The organism is Nonomuraea maheshkhaliensis (assembly GCF_039529435.1).
Classification (GTDB): domain Bacteria; phylum Actinomycetota; class Actinomycetes; order Streptosporangiales; family Streptosporangiaceae; genus Nonomuraea; species Nonomuraea maheshkhaliensis.
In genome coordinates this window covers 1-15964 of record NZ_BAAAMU010000186.1, presented here as the reverse complement: position 1 = coordinate 15964, position 15964 = coordinate 1, and the positions used below count along the sequence as shown (strand labels likewise).

16 protein-coding genes are annotated in these 15964 nt (G+C 70.4%); 9 read left to right on the top strand and 7 right to left on the bottom strand.

Features of this window, described 5'->3' with window-relative positions; genetic code table 11:
• The 3 genes from ABFX54_RS52895 to ABFX54_RS52885 form a co-directional block, all read left to right on the top strand.
• Positions 1 to 1087, top strand: a 1087-nt coding sequence (locus ABFX54_RS52895; RefSeq protein WP_346114888.1) for a gamma-glutamyltransferase, incomplete at its 5' end; no start/stop codon positions are given.
• Between the two features lie 23 nt (positions 1088 to 1110).
• A complete protein-coding gene (locus ABFX54_RS52890) occupies positions 1111 to 1644 on the top strand; it encodes a hemerythrin domain-containing protein (RefSeq protein ID WP_346114886.1) in 534 nt (177 codons plus the stop codon).
• Between the two features lie 33 nt (positions 1645 to 1677).
• Positions 1678 to 2001: a DUF5709 domain-containing protein gene (locus tag ABFX54_RS52885; RefSeq protein ID WP_346114885.1), complete on the top strand. Its 324-nt coding sequence runs from the start codon at positions 1678 to 1680 to the stop codon at positions 1999 to 2001.
• Here ABFX54_RS52885 and ABFX54_RS52880 read toward each other — a convergent pair.
• The 3 genes from ABFX54_RS52880 to ABFX54_RS52870 form a co-directional block, all read right to left on the bottom strand.
• Positions 1994 to 2644: an HAD family hydrolase gene (locus ABFX54_RS52880; RefSeq protein ID WP_346114884.1), complete on the bottom strand. Its 651-nt coding sequence runs from the start codon at positions 2642 to 2644 to the stop codon at positions 1994 to 1996. The genes ABFX54_RS52885 and ABFX54_RS52880 overlap by 8 nt on opposite strands.
• Positions 2645 to 2818: 174 nt before the next feature.
• On the bottom strand, positions 2819 to 6691 hold the full coding sequence (gene hrpA / locus ABFX54_RS52875; protein ID WP_346114883.1) for an ATP-dependent RNA helicase HrpA: 3873 nt from the start codon (positions 6689 to 6691) through the stop codon (positions 2819 to 2821).
• A gap of 93 nt (positions 6692 to 6784) precedes the next feature.
• Positions 6785 to 7153 (bottom strand): VOC family protein, encoded by a 369-nt coding sequence (locus tag ABFX54_RS52870; RefSeq protein ID WP_346114882.1) that lies wholly within the window; start codon positions 7151 to 7153, stop codon positions 6785 to 6787.
• 59 nt (positions 7154 to 7212) lie between these two features.
• Between ABFX54_RS52870 and ABFX54_RS52865 the strand changes: the two genes are divergently transcribed.
• Positions 7213 to 7650, top strand: coding sequence for a MarR family winged helix-turn-helix transcriptional regulator (locus tag ABFX54_RS52865; protein WP_346114881.1), 438 nt, complete (start codon positions 7213 to 7215; stop codon positions 7648 to 7650).
• A 10-nt stretch (positions 7651 to 7660) separates the two neighbouring features.
• Here the strand turns inward: ABFX54_RS52865 and ppgK are convergent, their stop codons facing one another.
• A complete protein-coding gene (ppgK, locus tag ABFX54_RS52860; protein WP_346114880.1) occupies positions 7661 to 8449 on the bottom strand; it encodes a polyphosphate--glucose phosphotransferase in 789 nt (262 codons plus the stop codon).
• Between the two features lie 119 nt (positions 8450 to 8568).
• Here ppgK and ABFX54_RS52855 point away from each other — a divergent pair, with 119 nt between their 5' ends.
• Both ABFX54_RS52855 and ABFX54_RS52850 read left to right on the top strand, forming a co-directional pair.
• On the top strand, positions 8569 to 9717 hold the full coding sequence (locus ABFX54_RS52855) for a TIGR03118 family protein (protein ID WP_346114879.1): 1149 nt from the start codon (positions 8569 to 8571) through the stop codon (positions 9715 to 9717).
• Between the two features lie 149 nt (positions 9718 to 9866).
• Positions 9867 to 10520 (top strand): TenA family protein, encoded by a 654-nt coding sequence (locus ABFX54_RS52850; protein ID WP_346114878.1) that lies wholly within the window; start codon positions 9867 to 9869, stop codon positions 10518 to 10520.
• Between the two features lie 66 nt (positions 10521 to 10586).
• Here ABFX54_RS52850 and ABFX54_RS52845 read toward each other — a convergent pair whose 3' ends face one another.
• Positions 10587 to 11165, bottom strand: a complete 579-nt coding sequence (locus ABFX54_RS52845) for an HAD family hydrolase (protein ID WP_346114876.1) — start codon at positions 11163 to 11165, stop codon at positions 10587 to 10589.
• A gap of 109 nt (positions 11166 to 11274) precedes the next feature.
• On the opposite strand from ABFX54_RS52845, the gene ABFX54_RS52840 reads away from it, so the two are divergent.
• A complete protein-coding gene (locus ABFX54_RS52840; RefSeq protein ID WP_346114875.1) occupies positions 11275 to 12093 on the top strand; it encodes a DUF4253 domain-containing protein in 819 nt (272 codons plus the stop codon).
• 78 nt (positions 12094 to 12171) lie between these two features.
• Here ABFX54_RS52840 and ABFX54_RS52835 read toward each other — a convergent pair whose 3' ends face one another.
• The gene (locus tag ABFX54_RS52835; RefSeq protein ID WP_346114873.1) at positions 12172 to 12966 is read right to left on the bottom strand and encodes an SAM-dependent methyltransferase; all 795 of its coding nucleotides are present in this window, start codon (positions 12964 to 12966) and stop codon (positions 12172 to 12174) included.
• A 221-nt stretch (positions 12967 to 13187) separates the two neighbouring features.
• On the bottom strand, positions 13188 to 14444 hold the full coding sequence (locus tag ABFX54_RS52830) for a Scr1 family TA system antitoxin-like transcriptional regulator (protein WP_346114871.1): 1257 nt from the start codon (positions 14442 to 14444) through the stop codon (positions 13188 to 13190).
• Positions 14445 to 14665: 221 nt separating this feature from the next.
• On the opposite strand from ABFX54_RS52830, the gene ABFX54_RS52825 reads away from it, so the two are divergent.
• Positions 14666 to 15388 carry a hypothetical protein gene (locus ABFX54_RS52825; RefSeq protein WP_346114870.1) on the top strand — a complete coding sequence of 241 codons (723 nt, stop codon included), beginning with the start codon at positions 14666 to 14668 and terminating at the stop codon, positions 15386 to 15388.
• 125 nt (positions 15389 to 15513) lie between these two features.
• Positions 15514 to 15964 (top strand): hypothetical protein (locus tag ABFX54_RS52820; protein WP_346114868.1); only part of this gene is annotated, 451 nt, incomplete at its 3' end.

The window sequence follows — 15964 nt, the reverse complement described above, 5'->3', positions numbered from 1 at the left end:
CAGGCGGCCGGGCGGCTCCGACTTCGCCGGCGTGCGCGCCGCGGGCGACCGCCTGACCAGGCCGGGTGTGGCCCGCGCGCTGCGGGCGGCGGCCGAGCGCGGCCGTGACGGCTTCTACCTGGGCGAGTTCGGGCAGGGCCTGATCGACCTGGGCGCGGGCGAATACTCCGAGGCCGACCTGGCCGCGCCGGGCGCCGACTGGGTCGAGCCGCTGAAGACGCGCGCGTACGGTCACGACGTCTGGTCGATGCCGCCCAACTCCCAGGGCTACCTGCTGCTGATGTCGCTGGCCATCGCCGACGGCCTCGACCTGCCCGATTCACCGCACCATCCCGCCTGGGCCCATCTGCTGGCCGAGGCCGCGAGGGTGGCCGGCCACGACCGGCTCGACCTGCTGCACGAGGGCGCCAAGGACCTGCTCGACCGCGACGAGATCGCGCGGCGGCGGGCGCTCGTCGACCCCCGTTCCCGGCTGCGGCTGCGCGCTCCCGCCGAGCAGGGCGACACGACCTACCTGTGCGCGGTCGACGGTGACGGCATGGGCGTGTCGCTGATCCAGTCGAACGCGTCCGGGTTCGGCAGCATGTTGTTCGAACCCCGTACCGGGATCAATCTCCACAACCGCGGCATCGGCTTCTCCCTCAAACCCGGCCATCCCGCCGAGTACGGGCCAGGCCGGCGTCCGCCCCACACGCTCACCCCCGCGCTGATCACCCGCCGCGACGGCACGCTCAGGGCGGTCGCCGGCACGATGGGCGGCGACGCCCAGCCGCAGATCCTGCTTCAGGTCATCACCCGCCTGCTGCGGCACGGCGAGCAACCTGGCCCGGCCCTGGCCGCCCCGCGCTGGCGGCTCGGCACCGGCGGCACCGGGTTCGACACCTGGGAGGCGCCCGACGACGCCGTGCTCGACCTGGAGGAGGGCGGGAGCTGGGCCGACGGCCTCGGGGCGCTCGGGCACCGGGTGGCGGCGCTGCCGTACGGGAGCTCGTTCGGCCACGCCCACGTGATCGACGTGCGCCCGGACGGCATGCTGGCCGGGGCCGCCGACCCCCGTTCGCTCGTCGGTTCCGCGATTGGACGATGAACGCCGGGGTAGCGAGCGACCCCATGGCTGACGTCATCACTCTCATCACGCAGGACCACAGGGTCGTGGAAGGTCTGTTCGACCGGCTCAAGAAGAAGGAGGGCGACCAGCACGCCATGGTCGCCGAGCTGCGCGCCCTCCTGATCGCGCACGCGCGGGCCGAGGAGGACCGGGTCTATCCGGGCATCGACGCCCATCACAGCGTCGAGGAGCACAAGGAGGCCGAGATCCTGCTCGACTCCCTGGTCCGGGCCCGGCCCGGCACCACGGAGTTCGACAAGGCGCTCGACGACCTCATCGAGTCGATCAACCACCACGTCGAGGAGGAGGAGACCAAGCTCCTGCCCGCGCTTGGAAGCTCGGCCGACGCGGCGGAGCTGGAGCGGCTCGGCACCGCGTTCGAGCAGCGCAGGGCCGAGGAACTGGCCGCGCTCGGCTCCCCCGCCGAGCCCTCCAAGGCCGAGCTGTACGAGCAGGCGCGTCGGGCCGACATCCCCGGCCGGTCGCGGATGGACAAGGAAGAGCTGTCCGAGGCGCTGGGAGAGAACAAGTTCTAGGATTCCGGCCCGTACCCAGGGTAGGGGTCATTCATGACCGAACTACCTCCGAACCGGTACGGGATGAGCGACGAGCAGGAGATCGAGGTCGCTGAGTGGACCGACGATCTCGGCCGGCGCCACGAGATCGTCGAGGACGACCCCCAGCACCGGGACACCCTCGACGAACGACTGCGGCGTGAGGCCCCGGAAAGGCTGCGTGCGCCTCGCCCCAAGTACCGGCTGACCCAGCCGGACGAGGGGCTCGAACCGGACACGGAAGACGAGGAGATCGGGGAGGACGTGAACGGCGACGCCGACGACCTGTCGGCGGAGGAGCGCGCGATCCGCATCGACCCCGACGAAACCCTCACATGAGCCGCAGGGCGGGCAGGATCGCGTGCAGGTCGTCGGCGATCACGTCGGCGGCCCGCGCCTGCGGGCGCTCGGCGTGCAGGAACCCCCAGGGGCCGCGGCGCAGCAGCGCGGTCCGCATGCCCGCCGCGGCGGCCGGGAGCACGTCGTTGTCGAGCCGGTCGCCCACGTAGAGGATCTCGGCCGGCTCGCGCCCCGCCACCGCCGCCACCTTGGCGAAGAAGCCGGGATCGGGCTTGGCCACGCCCCATCCGTCGGAGGTGTGCACGGAGTCGGCGGGCAGGTCCATGGCCACCAGCGCGTCGAAGGCGCGGCGCGGCTGGTTACCGGCGATGATCACCTGGTATCCGGCCGCGCGGATGGCGGCCAGCGCCTCGCGCACGTCGGGATAGAGGTCGTCGGCGTCGAAGTGGTTACGCAGCCCGCCGGGGTCGTCCCGCTCCCAGGCGGCCTCCTCGGCGACGAGGTCCACGCCGGGGCGGACGAGGTGGAAGGCGTCGCTGTGCGGGCGGTCCAGGGCGGCCATGCCGCCGAGCGCGCCCATCAGCAGGAAGTGGCTGACGCCGAGCCGCTCGGCCCAGCGTGACCAGATGCGCGCCTCGCTGATCAACGTCTCGCCGACGTCGAACACCACTGCCTTGACCATCGCTCCCCCTGATCCCTTCACCGGACAAGTCCGGCAATACCTCCAAGCAGGATCATTTCACGCGGCCGGAGCGCGATGCGAAGGCCGGTTCGAGTCGCACCATCACCTCCGTGCCCCTGGGAAAGCCGCTCGGGTTGCCCTCTCCCGTCGACTACGAGCTCGACACCTCGCTGTTCATGGGGTGAGCTTCTCCATCGCCTTCGCGATCCGCTTCTCCGACACGGGGGTCGGGGTGCCGAGCGTCTGGGCGAAGAAGCTCACCCGCAACTCCTCGATCATCCACCGGATCTCCACCACGTCCGGATCCGTACGCCGCGCCGGATGCAGTTTGCCCAGCACATCCTCATAGTCGTCCTCGACCTTGTGCACGCGGTCCATCCACTCCTGATCCCGCCACGGCTCCTCGGGGAGCTTCGACAGGCGGCGGTCGATGGCCCGCAGATAGCGCAGGATGTCCGGCAGCCGGCGGCTGCCCGTAGCCGTGACGAAACCGGCGAACACGAGCCTGCCGAGCTGGTCGCGTACGTCGTCGGTGGCCGCGCTCGGCCGCAGCGCGTCAAGGCGGGCGCCCGCCTCGTGCCAGACGCTGAGAATCTGCTCCACCCTGGCCAGCACGTCGCGTGCCGTGTCGTAGAGGTGGGCCCGCACATGCTGGTAGAGGCGGTCGAAACCGACCGGGTCCCAGGCGGGGCCGCCCACGTCGAGCATCAGCTTGTCGACCGCCGCGTTGACCACGTCGTCGAACAGCGCCACCGCGCCGCCGTGCGGGCTGCGTGACAGCGCCAGCTTGGCCTGGTTGGACAGGCCGCCGAGCAGGGACTTGGCGGGGTTGGTGACGTTGAGCATCAGCAGGCGGCGCACGCCGGGCCAGTGGGAGCGGCGCTGCTCGGCCTGCGTCTCGAAGATCTTGATGGAGACCGAGTCGCCCGCGTCCACCAGCGCCGGATAACCCTTCATCCGGCCCTGCTCGAACACCTTGGGCAGGGTGCCGAAGCTCCACGTGTGCAGGCCGGTCTGCTCCAGGTCGTCGCCGGCCTGGGAGAGTGTCTGGCGCAGGCGCGGCGCGAGGCGGCGCTTGAGCGCGTCGAGGTCTTTGTCCTCGGCCACCGTGCGCTTGCGCTCGTCGATCACCCGGTAGGTGATCCGCAGGTGGTCGGGCACCTGGTCGAGCTGCCACGCCTCGCGCGGCACGCGGACGCCGGTGAGCCGCAGCAGCTCGCGCTCCACGGCCGCCAGCAGCGGCTCCCCACCCTGCGCGACCCCCGCGAGCACCTGCTTGGCGTAGTTGGGGGCGGGGACGAAGTTGCGGCGCAGGTGCTTGGGCAGCGACCGGATGAGCGCGGTGATGAGCTCTTCGCGCAGCCCGGGGATCTGCCAGTCGAAGCCGTCGGAGTTGACCTGGTTGAGCACCTGGAGCGGCACGTGGACGGTGACGCCGTCGGCGTCGGCCCCGGGCTCGAACTGGTAGGTCAGCTTCATCCGCTGGCCGAGCTGTTTCCAGGTGTCGGGGTAGTCGCGGGCGCTGATGTCGGCACCCTCGTTGACCAGCATCTCGGGCGAGAACGCGAGCAGGTCGGGCTGCTCCTTGCCGGCCTTCTTCCACCAGGAGTCGAAGTGGCGGGCGGAGACCACGTCGGCCGGCACCCGCTGGTCGTAGAAGTCGTAGAGCGCCTCGTCGTCGACCATGATGTCGCGGCGGCGGGCCCGGTTTTCCAGCTCCTCGACCTCGCCGAGCAGCCGGCGGTTGTCCTTGAGGAACCTGTGGTGGGTGTCCCAGTCGCCTTCGACCAGCGCGTGCCTGATGAACAGCTCACGCGACAGATCGGGGTCGATGCGGCCGTAGTTGACCTTGCGCCCGACCACGAGCGGCACGCCGTAGAGGGTGACCTTCTCCAGGGCGATCACGGCGCCCTGGTTCTTCTCCCAGTGGGGCTCGGAGTAGCTGCGTTTGACCAGGTGTTGCGCGAGCGGCTCGACCCAGTCGGGCTCGATCTTGGCGTTGACCCTGGCCCAGAGGCGCGAGGTCTCGACCAGTTCGGCCGACATGAGCCACTGCGGCTGCTTCTTGGCCAGCGTGGAGCCGGGGAAGACGGCGAAGCGGGCGTTGCGGGCGCCGAGGTATTCCTGGATCGGCCTGCGGCCGTCCTGGCCGCGCTGCTTGTCGATGACGTCCTTGACGCCGATGTGCGACAGCAACCCGACGAGCAGGGACACGTGCACCTGGTACGGCGGCGCCGGCTGGCTGTTGGGCTGGGCCCCGAGAGACTGGCGTATCTGGCTGTAGATGTCCTGCCACTCGCGTACGCGCAGGTAGTTGAGGAACTCGGACTTGCACAGCCGCCGGAACGCGCTGGACGACAGCTCCTTCTGCTTGTCGCGCAGGTAGTTCCACAGGTTGAGGTAGGCCATGAAGTCGGACTCGGGGTCGACGAAGCGGCGGTGCTTCTCGTCGGCCTGCTGCTGCTTGTCGGCGGGCCGCTCGCGCGGGTCCTGGATGGACAGCGCGGCGGCGATCACCATGACCTCGCGCAGGCAGCCGTTCTTCTCGGCTTCGAGCACCATACGGCCCAGGCGCGGGTCGACCGGCAGCTGGGCCAGCTTGCGGCCGACGCCGGTGAGGTTGCCGTGGGCGTCGAACGCGCCCAGCTCGTGGAGCAGGTTGACGCCGTCCTTCACCTGGCGGCGGTCCGGCGGCTCGACGAACGGGAACGCCTCGATGTCGCCGAGCCCGATCGAGGTCATCTGGAGGATGACGGAGGCCAGGTTGGTGCGCAGGATCTCGGGGTCGGTGAACTCCGGCCGGTTGAGGAAGTCCTCCTCCTCGTAAAGCCGGATGCAGATGCCGTCGGAGGTGCGCCCCGAGCGGCCCTTGCGCTGGTTGGCGCTGGCCTGTGAGATCGGCTCGATGGGCAGGCGCTGGACCTTGGTGCGGTGGCTGTAGCGGGAGATGCGCGCGAAACCGGGATCGACCACGTATTTGATGCCGGGGACGGTGAGCGAGGTCTCGGCCACGTTGGTGGCCAGCACGACGCGGCGGCCGGTGTGGCGCTGGAAGACGCGGTGCTGCTCGGCGGCGCTGAGCCGGGCGTAGAGCGGCAGCACCTCCGTGTTGCGCAGCTGGGCCTTGCCCAGCGCGTCGGCGGCGTCGCGGATCTCCCGCTCGCCCGACAGGAACACCAGGATGTCGCCGGGGCCCTCACTGATCAGCTCGCGGCAGGCGTCGACGATGCCCTGCGTCTGGTCGTCGTCGTCGGCCAGCGGCCGGTAACGCACCTCGACCGGGTAGGTGCGGCCGGACACCTCGATGATCGGCGCGTCGTCGAAGTGGCGGGAGAAGCGCTCGGGGTCGATGGTCGCGCTGGTGATGATCACCTTGAGGTCGGGGCGCTTGGGCAGCAGCTGCTTGACGTAGCCGAGGATGAAGTCGATGTTGAGGCTGCGTTCGTGGGCCTCGTCGATGATCAGCGTGTCGTACTGGTCGAGCATGCGGTCGTTCTGCAGCTCGGCCAGCAGGATGCCGTCGGTCATGAGCTTGACCAGGGTGCGCTCGCTCGCCTGGTCGGTGAAGCGGACCTTGTAGCCGACCACCTCGCCGAGGCCGGTGCCGAGCTCTTCCGCGATGCGCTCGGCGACCGTGCGGGCGGCGATGCGGCGGGGCTGGGTGTGGCCGATCAGCCCGCGCACGCCCCGGCCCAGCTCCAGGCAGATCTTGGGGATCTGGGTGGTCTTGCCGGAGCCCGTCTCACCGGCGATGATCACGACCTGGTGGTCGCGGATGGCCGCGAGGATGTCGTCCTTGCGCTGCGAAACGGGCAGGTTTTCTGGATAGGTCACGGTCGGTACGGCCGCGCGTCGCCGTACCAGCCGCTGTTCGGCCCGCTCCACGTCGGCGAGGATCTCCGCGACGATCTTGTCCCGGGTGTCCCGGGAGCGGACCCGGCGCATGCCGTCGAGCCTGCGCCGCAGGCGCCGCTGGTCGCGGGGCATGAGGTCGGGCAGGCGGGATTGGAGCTCGGCTATCGGAGAGGACAAGGAAGGTGTTCCCATACTGCTTTCAGGATATTTGAGCTCCGCATCCTCGGAGCCAACCGCCCATGGTGCCCGACGGGAGCGGCCGCTCGCATCTCAATATCGCCGAGTCTAGCGATCGTGAATGGTGATCACGTAGCCGTCGGGGTCGGCGAAGCTGAACGTACGCCCGAAGGGGCTGTCGGCGGGCGGCGCCACGATCGGCACGCCGGCCGCCTGGAGGTCGTCGTGCAGGCGCTGCGCGTCCCCGGCCGCGGCCGTCCCGAGCCAGAGCACCACGCCCGTGCCGGGGCGCTCGGGCAGCTCCACACCGGGGAGCGGTTCGCGGACGGCGAAGGGGATGGGCTCGGCGGCGAAGACGACGGCGTTCGGCGGGCCGCCGGGGGCCCGCTTCAGGCCCAGGCGCTTCTCGTAGAACTCGGCGGACTTCGCGAGGTCGCGGACCTGCAGGGCGACGAAGTCGATTCCGGCGACGGACATGGCACTCCCTTTTCGATGTCAGGACTTTGACATTCAGGAGCATATGTCAGAATGTTGACATGACGCAAGAAGACCTGGGCCGCAGCATCGGCTACCAGCTCAAGCGGGCGCAGGCGGCCCTGCGGGCGGCCATGGACGGCGCGCTGCGCCCGCACGGGCTCACCACGCCGCAGTACTCGTGCCTGGAGCAGCTCAGGCTGTGGCCGGGGCTGTCGAACGCGGAGCTGGCGCGCGGGACGTTCGTGACCCGGCAGTCGATGAACGTGCTGCTGCGGAGCCTGGAGGAGGCGGGGCTGGTGGAGCGGCCCGCGACGGCCCTCTCAGGACGCGCGCTGCCCACGCGCCTGACGGAGGCGGGAGCGCGGGCCCTGGAAGCGGCCAGGGCCGACGTGTCGGCGATCGAACGCCGCATGACCGCGGCCATGGACCCGGTCCAGGCCCAGAGCTTCGTGACCCAGCTCGCCGCGATGGCCGACACCCTGTCGACACCCCCGTGAACCCGGTCGCTCAGGCGCGGCCGGCCGCTTTCTGGCGCGCTGTCGTCCTCGCGCCGCCCGCCGTCCTCGTACGGCTGGGCGTCTTCTCGGCCGCGGCGTGGGCGGCGCCGATGATGCCGGCCTCGTTCTGCAGGCCCGCGGGCACCACCGGCGTGTCGAGGCGCACGAGCGGCAGGAACTTGTCGGCCTTCTTGCTGACCCCGCCCCCGATCACGATCAGCGAGGGCGAGAAGAGCATCTCGACGTGCCGCAGGTATTCCTGCACCCGCCCGGCCCACTTCTCCCAGCTCAGCTCGTGCTCCTCACGGGCGCGCGCGGAGGCCCGGTGCTCGGCGTCCTTGCCGTGCACCTCAAGGTGCCCCAGCTCGGTGTTGGGCACCAGCACGCCGTCCACGAACAGCGCGCTGCCGATGCCCGTGCCGAACGTCAGCACCAGAACGACCCCGCGCCGATCGCGCCCCTCCCCGAACCGCATTTCGGCCAGGCCCGCGGCGTCGGCGTCGTTGAGCACCGTGGCCCCGCCGAACAGCCGGGCGGCGTCCACGCCGATCCACGAGCGGTCCACGTTCGCGGCGGACTTGATCACGCCGTCCGCCACGACTCCGGGAAAGGTCACCCCGACGCGCCCCTTCCAGCCGAAATGCTCGACGATCGAGGCCACGACATGGGCCACGGCGTCGGGTGACGACGGCTCGGGGGTCGGGATACGCAGCCGGTCTTCCAGCAGCTCACCGGCTTTCGTGTCGACCGGGGCCCCCTTGATGCCGGAGCCGCCGATGTCGATGCCCAGGACGTTCATGATGGTGCATCTCCCCCGCCTGGCGCGGAACACTCCCGTCCGGCCAATTCCGGCCCCGGCTGAACCCGCCTCCTGCCCGCCGCGTATCCCCCGTCACAAGCGCTAACTAGGAGGCTCGGATGCGGCCACGCATCATCACACTCTGCGCTGTTGCGGTCGTCTTGGGAGCGACTCTCACCACTCCCGCACACGCCACCACCAGGACGCGATTCGACGTCATCAACCTTGTGTCGGACGTCAAGGGCAAAGCCCCTGTCACCGACCCCAAGGTCGTCAACCCTTGGGGCCTGGCCATGGGCAAGACACTCTGGGTGTCGAACACCGGCACCGGAAGCGCCACCGTCTACTCCGGCACGGGCAAGAAGGAGAAGACAGAGGTGGCCATTCCGGGCGGAGCCCCGACGGGCCAGGTGTTCAACCCGGGCGAAGGCTTCACCGTCAAGGGCAAGCCCGCCTCGTTCATCTTCTCCAGCCCGAGCGGCGCGATCTCCGGATGGAACGCGGAGGTCGACCCGGCCAACGCGATCATCGCGGCCTTCACCCGGGGCGCCGACTACAAGGGGCTGGAGCTCGTCCAGACTGAGGACGACGAGGCGTTCCTGCTGGCGGCGGACTTCGCCAGCGGACGCATCCACGCCTTCGACGAGGACTTCAGGCGCATCCGCCTGGCCAGCTGGCAGTTCAGGGACCGGGAACTTCCCGAGGGCTACAACGCGTACAACGTCGCGGTGGCCAACGGCAGCGTCTGGGTGTCCTACGCCCTGCGTGACCCGGCCACCGGCAAGCCGGCCTTCGGCAATGGCAAGGGCTTCGTCAGCCGCTTCAACGCCACCGGCCGCCTGACCGGGCGCATCTCCAGGGTCGGGCTGAACGCCCCCTGGGGCATCACCGCCGCGCCCAAGGGCTGGCGTCAGTACGCGGGCGCGCTGCTCATCGGCAACTTCGGCGACGGGACCGTGCACGCGTACAAGCGCAACCGGCACCTCGGCGCGCTCACGAACTCCGACGGCAGGCCGATCGTGCTGCCCGGCCTGTGGGACCTCGAACCCGGCACCGCGGCCACCGGCGGCGAGAGCTCGCTGTGGTTCTCCGCCGGCATCGACGGCACCAAGCACGGCCTGATCGGCGTGATCGCGCCGCAGGGCACGAAGGTGAGTTCCAACGGGGCGGCGGGCACGCCGTCAAGCAGCCCGACGCACCCGTCGGGGCACCGGACGAGCGCTCCCAAAACCCCGTCGTCCTCCCAGAATCCGTACGGCGGGTACTGACAGGGCGCTCGGACGCCGCCGCCCTCGGCCAGGCGGGAAGCGCAGCTCGCCGGAACACGGTGGAGGGCGGCGGTCACTCGGGGTTTCCGGCGCGGTCGGCGCGAGCCGCGCCGGAAACGACCCGGTGAAGGAGAGTTACAGTCGGGGCCGTGAGTGAGCGAATCTTCAGCGAGTGGCTCAGGCGGCAGTGCGAGGCCGAGTGGACGGCGGTGGTGACCCACCCGTTCGCGATGGCGATCAACGAGGGAACGGTGCCCGACGAGGCGCTGCGGCACTATCTGGAGCAGGACTTCCAGTTCGTCGACTCCTTCACGGCACTGCTCGGGGCGGCGGTGGGCGCCGCCGACACGTTCGAGGCCCGGGTGCCGTACGGGAGGTTCCTCGGGCAGGTGGCGACCACCGAGGAGAAGACCTATTTCCACCGGGCGCTGGCCGAGCTGGGCGGGAGCACCGACGCTCCGGCGGAACCGGTGACGGCGGCGTTCGGACAGTTGATGGACGAGGTGCGCGCCTCGCAGGACTACCTGCTCATCGCCACGGTGTTGTGCGTGGCCGAGTGGTGCTACCTGGGCTGGGCCTCACGGGCCCGTGAGCCGCTGCCCGAGCGTTTCGTGCACCGGGAGTGGATCGAGCTGCACGAGGGCGAGGAGTTCCGCGCCTGGGTGGCCTTCCTGCGCGGCGAGCTCGACCGACTGGGCGCGGACCTCGCGGAGGAACGGCGCCAGGAGGTGCTCGGCGTGTTCCGCCGGGCCGTGGAGCTGGAGCGCGCCTTCTTCGACATGGCCGCCGACCAGACAGGCTGACCGGCCGGGGTACGGCCTCCGGCCGGGCCCGGCCAGAGCAAACCAGACCATGCCAGGGCTGCGCGGTCAGCCGAGGACCGCCGCCAGGTCGTGGAATGATCGATAGTGGACGCCGGTCATTCCGAGCGCCCTGGCGGCCTCCACGTTCGGCAGCCGGTCGTCGACGAACAGGCAGCGCTCGGGCGCGACCCCCGCCCGCTCGGCGGCGATCTCGTAGATGCGCGGGTCGGGCTTGGCCACGCCGACCCTGGCGCTGCTGACCACGTCGTCGGCGAAGTACGTCAGCCCCAGCCGGTCGAGGTGCTCCTCCATGGTGTCCATGGCGTTGGTCACGATGATCACCGGCACGTGCTGCTGCGCCCTGGCCAGCAGCTCCCTGACCTGCTCGTCCACCCAGAACTCGACCCGGATGAACTCCGCCACCGCCGCGCGGGCCCGCTCGTCCCCGCCGAGCGCCACGGCGATCGACTCGGCCCACTGCTCCTCGGTGGCCCGGCCGAGCGTGGGCGGCATGATCAGCTCGGGGTCGAAGGCCGTCTTCATCAGCGGCAGGCCGTAACGGGCCTCGATGTCGGCCTGGGCCGCGTGGTCGAAGTGGCGGAGCACACCGTCGAGGTCCGAGAGGACCGCGTCAAAGGGGAACACAGCTCACCATTCTGCCCCGTAAGGGGAGCGATAGGACCTGTCACAGGTGCTGAAGGGACCGTCGGCACTACCATCTCCGAGACAGGGTTCGGTATCGGAACGGTAGGGCATGAGCGATCTCCGGCTGCCACGCGAGCTGTGCCAGCTGTTCGCCGACGGAGGCAAGGGGCGGCGGCTGCCCGTGGAGCTGCCTCCCGGTGACGTCGTCTGGCCTGACCCCGGCTACACCGGGCACGGGGAGGCGTCGCGGCCGGCGTTCTGGATGAGCGACGAGCCGGTCAGCGGCACCGCGTGGACGCTGATGCGTGAGTGGCACCCGCACAGCGGCCTGTGGCCGCTGCTGCTGGACGAGTCGGCGCAGCCGTGGGGGGTCGGGCAGATCATCCCGGACGATCCCCGTCAGATCGAGCACTTCACCGCCGAGGGGTTCATGAGCGAGGTGTGGCAGGAGTGGGTGGCCCAGATGCCGCAGGACGCGCTGGAGGAGCTGGAGCCGTACGGCGCGATCTGCCCGGGTCCGGCGGCCCCCGGCGTGCTGAAGGCGGACCCCGAGGCGGTCGCGGACTGGCTGGCGGGCGAGCTGGCGGTCAAGGGGATGCCGCTCGGCCTGGTCGCCGCGGGCAGGAGCGCGGACGCGCTGACGATCATGGGCTGGCAGGGGGCGCTGCACCACAACGAGTGGATGGTGCCGATGGCGGCCGTGGTGCGCAGCTGGGAGGACAGGTTCGGGGCGCGGGTGGTGAGCGTCGGCTTCAACACGCTCGACCTGAGCGTGGCGGCGCCACCGGTCGATGCCGAGCACGCGTTACAGGTGGCGGCCGAGCACTGGACGTTCTGCCCGGACAACGTCGTTCAGGGCCCCGGGGATCTGCAGAGCTACGCCGAGCAGATCATCGGGGCGCACGCCTGGTCCTTCTGGTGGGACTGACCCGCCGACGACCGGGCCTCCCAGGACCGGCCCTCCGGCGACTGGGCCTCCCACCGGCTGGGCCTCCCCCGACCGGGCTCAGGGGATCCGCGCCACGGCGCCGTAGCCGCCGGACGCGCCCGGTTGTTCCGCACCCTCGGCGTCCTGGCCGTCGGGCCGCCAATCCGGAATCCACACCAACCCCGGATCGACCAGCACGAGACCTCGAAGCAACGCCTCCACCTCCTCCCTGGTACGGATCGCGTGGCCGGGAAGCGTCATCGCCAGCAGGTCGTGCACGGCGGGCAGCAGTTCCGGCGGAATGGCGTCGAACGTGGTCTGCAGCAATGACAGGTAACTGCCTTCCTGAACCGCCTGTCTGATCCGCTTGATCACGTAATGGAAATACTCGTCGTCGTTCAGGCTGTGGGTCGACAGCAGCAGCACGGCCACGGGCCGGTCCCAGTCGAGGAACGTCTGCAGGACCCGGTCGTCGAGCAGCTCGTCGATCTCGCGGATGTCGCCTTCGACGACGCGTACGAGATCGGTGACGGGCTCGATCGTGGCCCGGGCGCCGGCCAGCACCATAGGGTCGTTCTCCACATAGACCACGCGGGGCGCCGAGACGCGCGCGGCGTCACGGGCCACGTCGTGCAACTGCCCGCCCGGCGGCAGGCCGCTCGGGACGCCACTCCCGACGATGACGAACTGGTCCACGCCCGCGCCCGCCAGATGGCGGACCACACGGCGCAAGTAGCCGAGCACAGCACGCGCGGCCGTCGTCGTGACGGGTGCGGCCAGGTCGTAGCGGCGCACGGCGTCTCGATCCGCCTCGAAGTGGTTCTTCCCACCCGCGGCGGCGTCGAGAATCCGGGTGATCCTCGCTTGGGTCATGTCCAGCTTCGCCAAGTTTCGGATGGCACGCTGACGCATTGAGTGTTGCCCCTTTCCCCTCGCCCACTATCTCGGGAAAAGTTGTCCTTTCGGACCCCACTCGATGACCCAGACCATATGATCCTCGCTACACCGGGAAAGACAACCGGAAAAGCTATTGGTTTTGGGTATATGTGCGTCACCATTCGGACGCATAAATGATCTCCCAAGCGGGAAGCGGATCATTTCCCCAGCGAACGCGAAAGCCTTTCGCGATGGTGGTTGAGCATCTCGAACGTCTCGTCGCGGGTGGTCGTCGTCACCGACAGCTTGGTGAAGGCCTGGTGGTAGGCCTCGACCGCGGCCGAGTCGGTGTGCAGCGTGTCGGACTCGATGCCGTGGGCGCAGGCGACGTCGGGCTCGAACGCCTCGGCGAAGCGCCAGAGGGTGAACGGGCCGGTGCGCGGCACGTAGGCGGGATCCTCCATCGGCACCACGTGCAGCGAGACGTTGGGCCGCTTGGCGTGCTCGATCAGCACCTCAAGCTGGCGGAGCTGGACGTGCAGCCCGACGATCGAGCGCGTCAGCACGCTCTCGTCGATCACGGCCCACACCACCACGCCGCTCTCGCGGGCCACGGCCTCCTGGCGGGCCAGCACGAGGGCGAGCGCCTCTTCGACCGTCTGCTGCCCGAGCGTCGCCGGGCCGGCCACGGTGATGGCGGCCCTGGCGTACTCCTCGGTCTGCAGCAGCGGCGGGACGAACTGGTTGTGGTAGGTGCGGATCACGGTGGCCCGCTGTTCGAGCGCGTAGCCGGTGGCCAGCCAGACGGGCACCGACTGGGCGTCGTACCAGGCGGCCTCGCGCTCGCCCCTGGCCAGGGAGAGCACGTATTCGCGGATCGGCGGGACGGAGACGCCGTAGACGGTCAGCAGGCGCTCGACGGTGATGGGCGCGGGCGCGATGCGGCCTTCCTCGATGGCGGGGATCGCCGCCGCGCCTTTGCCGACCGCGGTCTCGACCTGCTCGGCGGAGAGCCCGGCGGTCAGGCGCAGGCCGTGCAGCCGCTTGCCCAGCGCCCGCCGCTGCGGCCCGCTCAGCGGCGCGACCGCCTCGGGGATGTCGGACGTGGGCTCGGGCTCCTCGGGCAGCCCCTCGGCCTTGCGGGCCAGCTCGACCACGCCGCGCAGCACGGTGAGTGAGCCCTCTGACAGGCCGGAGGCGGACAGGCCGATGGTGGCGGCCCGCAGTTGCAGGTCCTCGACCGAGCCCGACTCGAGGAAGTCGTCGCCGACCAGCCAGCCGACGCTCACCTGAAGGCAGGTGGCCAGGGCCCGCAGCACCTGGAGCGTCGGGTTGGTCTGCTTGCCCGTGCGCAGCTGGCTGACGTAGGCGCGGGTGATCGGGATGCCCGCCTCCGTCAGGGCGGAGGCCACCTGCGCGCCGGTGAAGCCGCGCTTGGTCAGCGCGAGATCGAGCCGCTCGGCGAAGTTCGCCACGGCACACCTCCTACCGCCCGTGAACGTTCTCAGCGTAAGGGACGCGAGCCCCAGTGTCCCCTGCCATGCGGGCAAGCTCTGCCACGCGAGCAGGTATCAACTTATGCGCAAACTGTCAGTTGACATACTCGCACACATAAGCAGACTATCGGAGCACGTGGTAACTGAGGCTTAACAGCCAAAGGGTTCTGAAGAGATCCCCGGCAAGGAGGTGGCCAGACGTGACCATGGATACCCCGGACGCTTCCCGGTTGACGGAAGATCCGGTCTCCACCGGGCAGGAGCTCGTCGTCCAGCGCATCTGCGCCCGGGTCGCCGGGCCGCTGGCCGGCGACGGCGTACGCGTCGCGAGCCTGCCGCTGGGCGGGGTCCAGGTCTGGCTGGACGACCCACGTCACCGCTGGCGCTTCTACCACCGGATGGCCCGCGAGCTGCGACTGTCCGGCTGGCACACGGAGACCGGCCCTGACCGGCTGCTGTTGCTCGGGTGGAGTGCGGTCTGCCTGAGCCACCGGGTCAGGATGCTGGGCGCCGCGCTCAAGGGCCGGCTGGCCGACTTCGACAAGACGGCGTTCACGGCCGTCATGGTCGCCACCCGGCTCCGTCACGACGGGTTCCCAGCCGAGGACCTGCCGGCCGAGGTGGAGGCGCGCTGCGCGGATTCGCTGCGCTGGCCCGCCCGCCTGGCCGATCTCGACGGCCTGGAACGACGGTCGTCGCTCGAGCCCCTGCGTCTCCGGCTGGCCCAGGTGGCCGGCCTGGAGGTCAAGGTGAGCCGTCGCTGCGGCGAGCATCTCACGCTCGCCGGCAAGGTCGCACGTACGGTGTCCGGTGGTGCGGGGCCGGCCCGTCCTCGTGCGGCGGGACCGCGGGCGGGACTGACTGAACGCATGGTCTGCGTCAGCGTGCCGAACGTGGCGGGAAGCGCGGTGACGGCGCGATGACGTTGACGCCTCTGTGCGAGCACCCGGTCGCCCCGGTCCCGACGGCCGTGACACGGCCCCGGCGACCGGCTCCGGCGGCCGTGGCGCGCCGGGGGCGTCCGGCCGGCTCCCCCGGCCGGCCGAGCGTGCTCGCGCTCGGCCCGGCCCTGAACTGCCAGGACGCGCCGGCGGTCATCACGGCCGCGTCCCGGCAGGCGCCGCGGGGAGAACGGCCGGTTCAGCAGCACACACCGGTCCAGGATGCGCTGTCTCAGGACAGATCAGTCCAGGACATATCGGTTCAGAACACACCGGTGCAGGTCGTACCGGTGCAGGATGCACCTGTTCAGGACGGACCGGTGCAGGACATGGGCGGCGCGATCTCGTTCGCCGCCTCGCTCGCCGCCATCGCGGGAATGGCGGCGGCACCCTCAGCGCCGGCCCCGGCGCTATCCCACCCCCCCGGCACCGTGAAGCACGTGCCCGACCTGGTCGGCACGGTGCTGATGGCCAGCGCGGTAGCGGCTGGCGTGCTGGCCATCTCAAGGGATAGCACCTGGGGTCGGCTTTTCTCCCGCCCGCTGGGCCGTGCGGGCG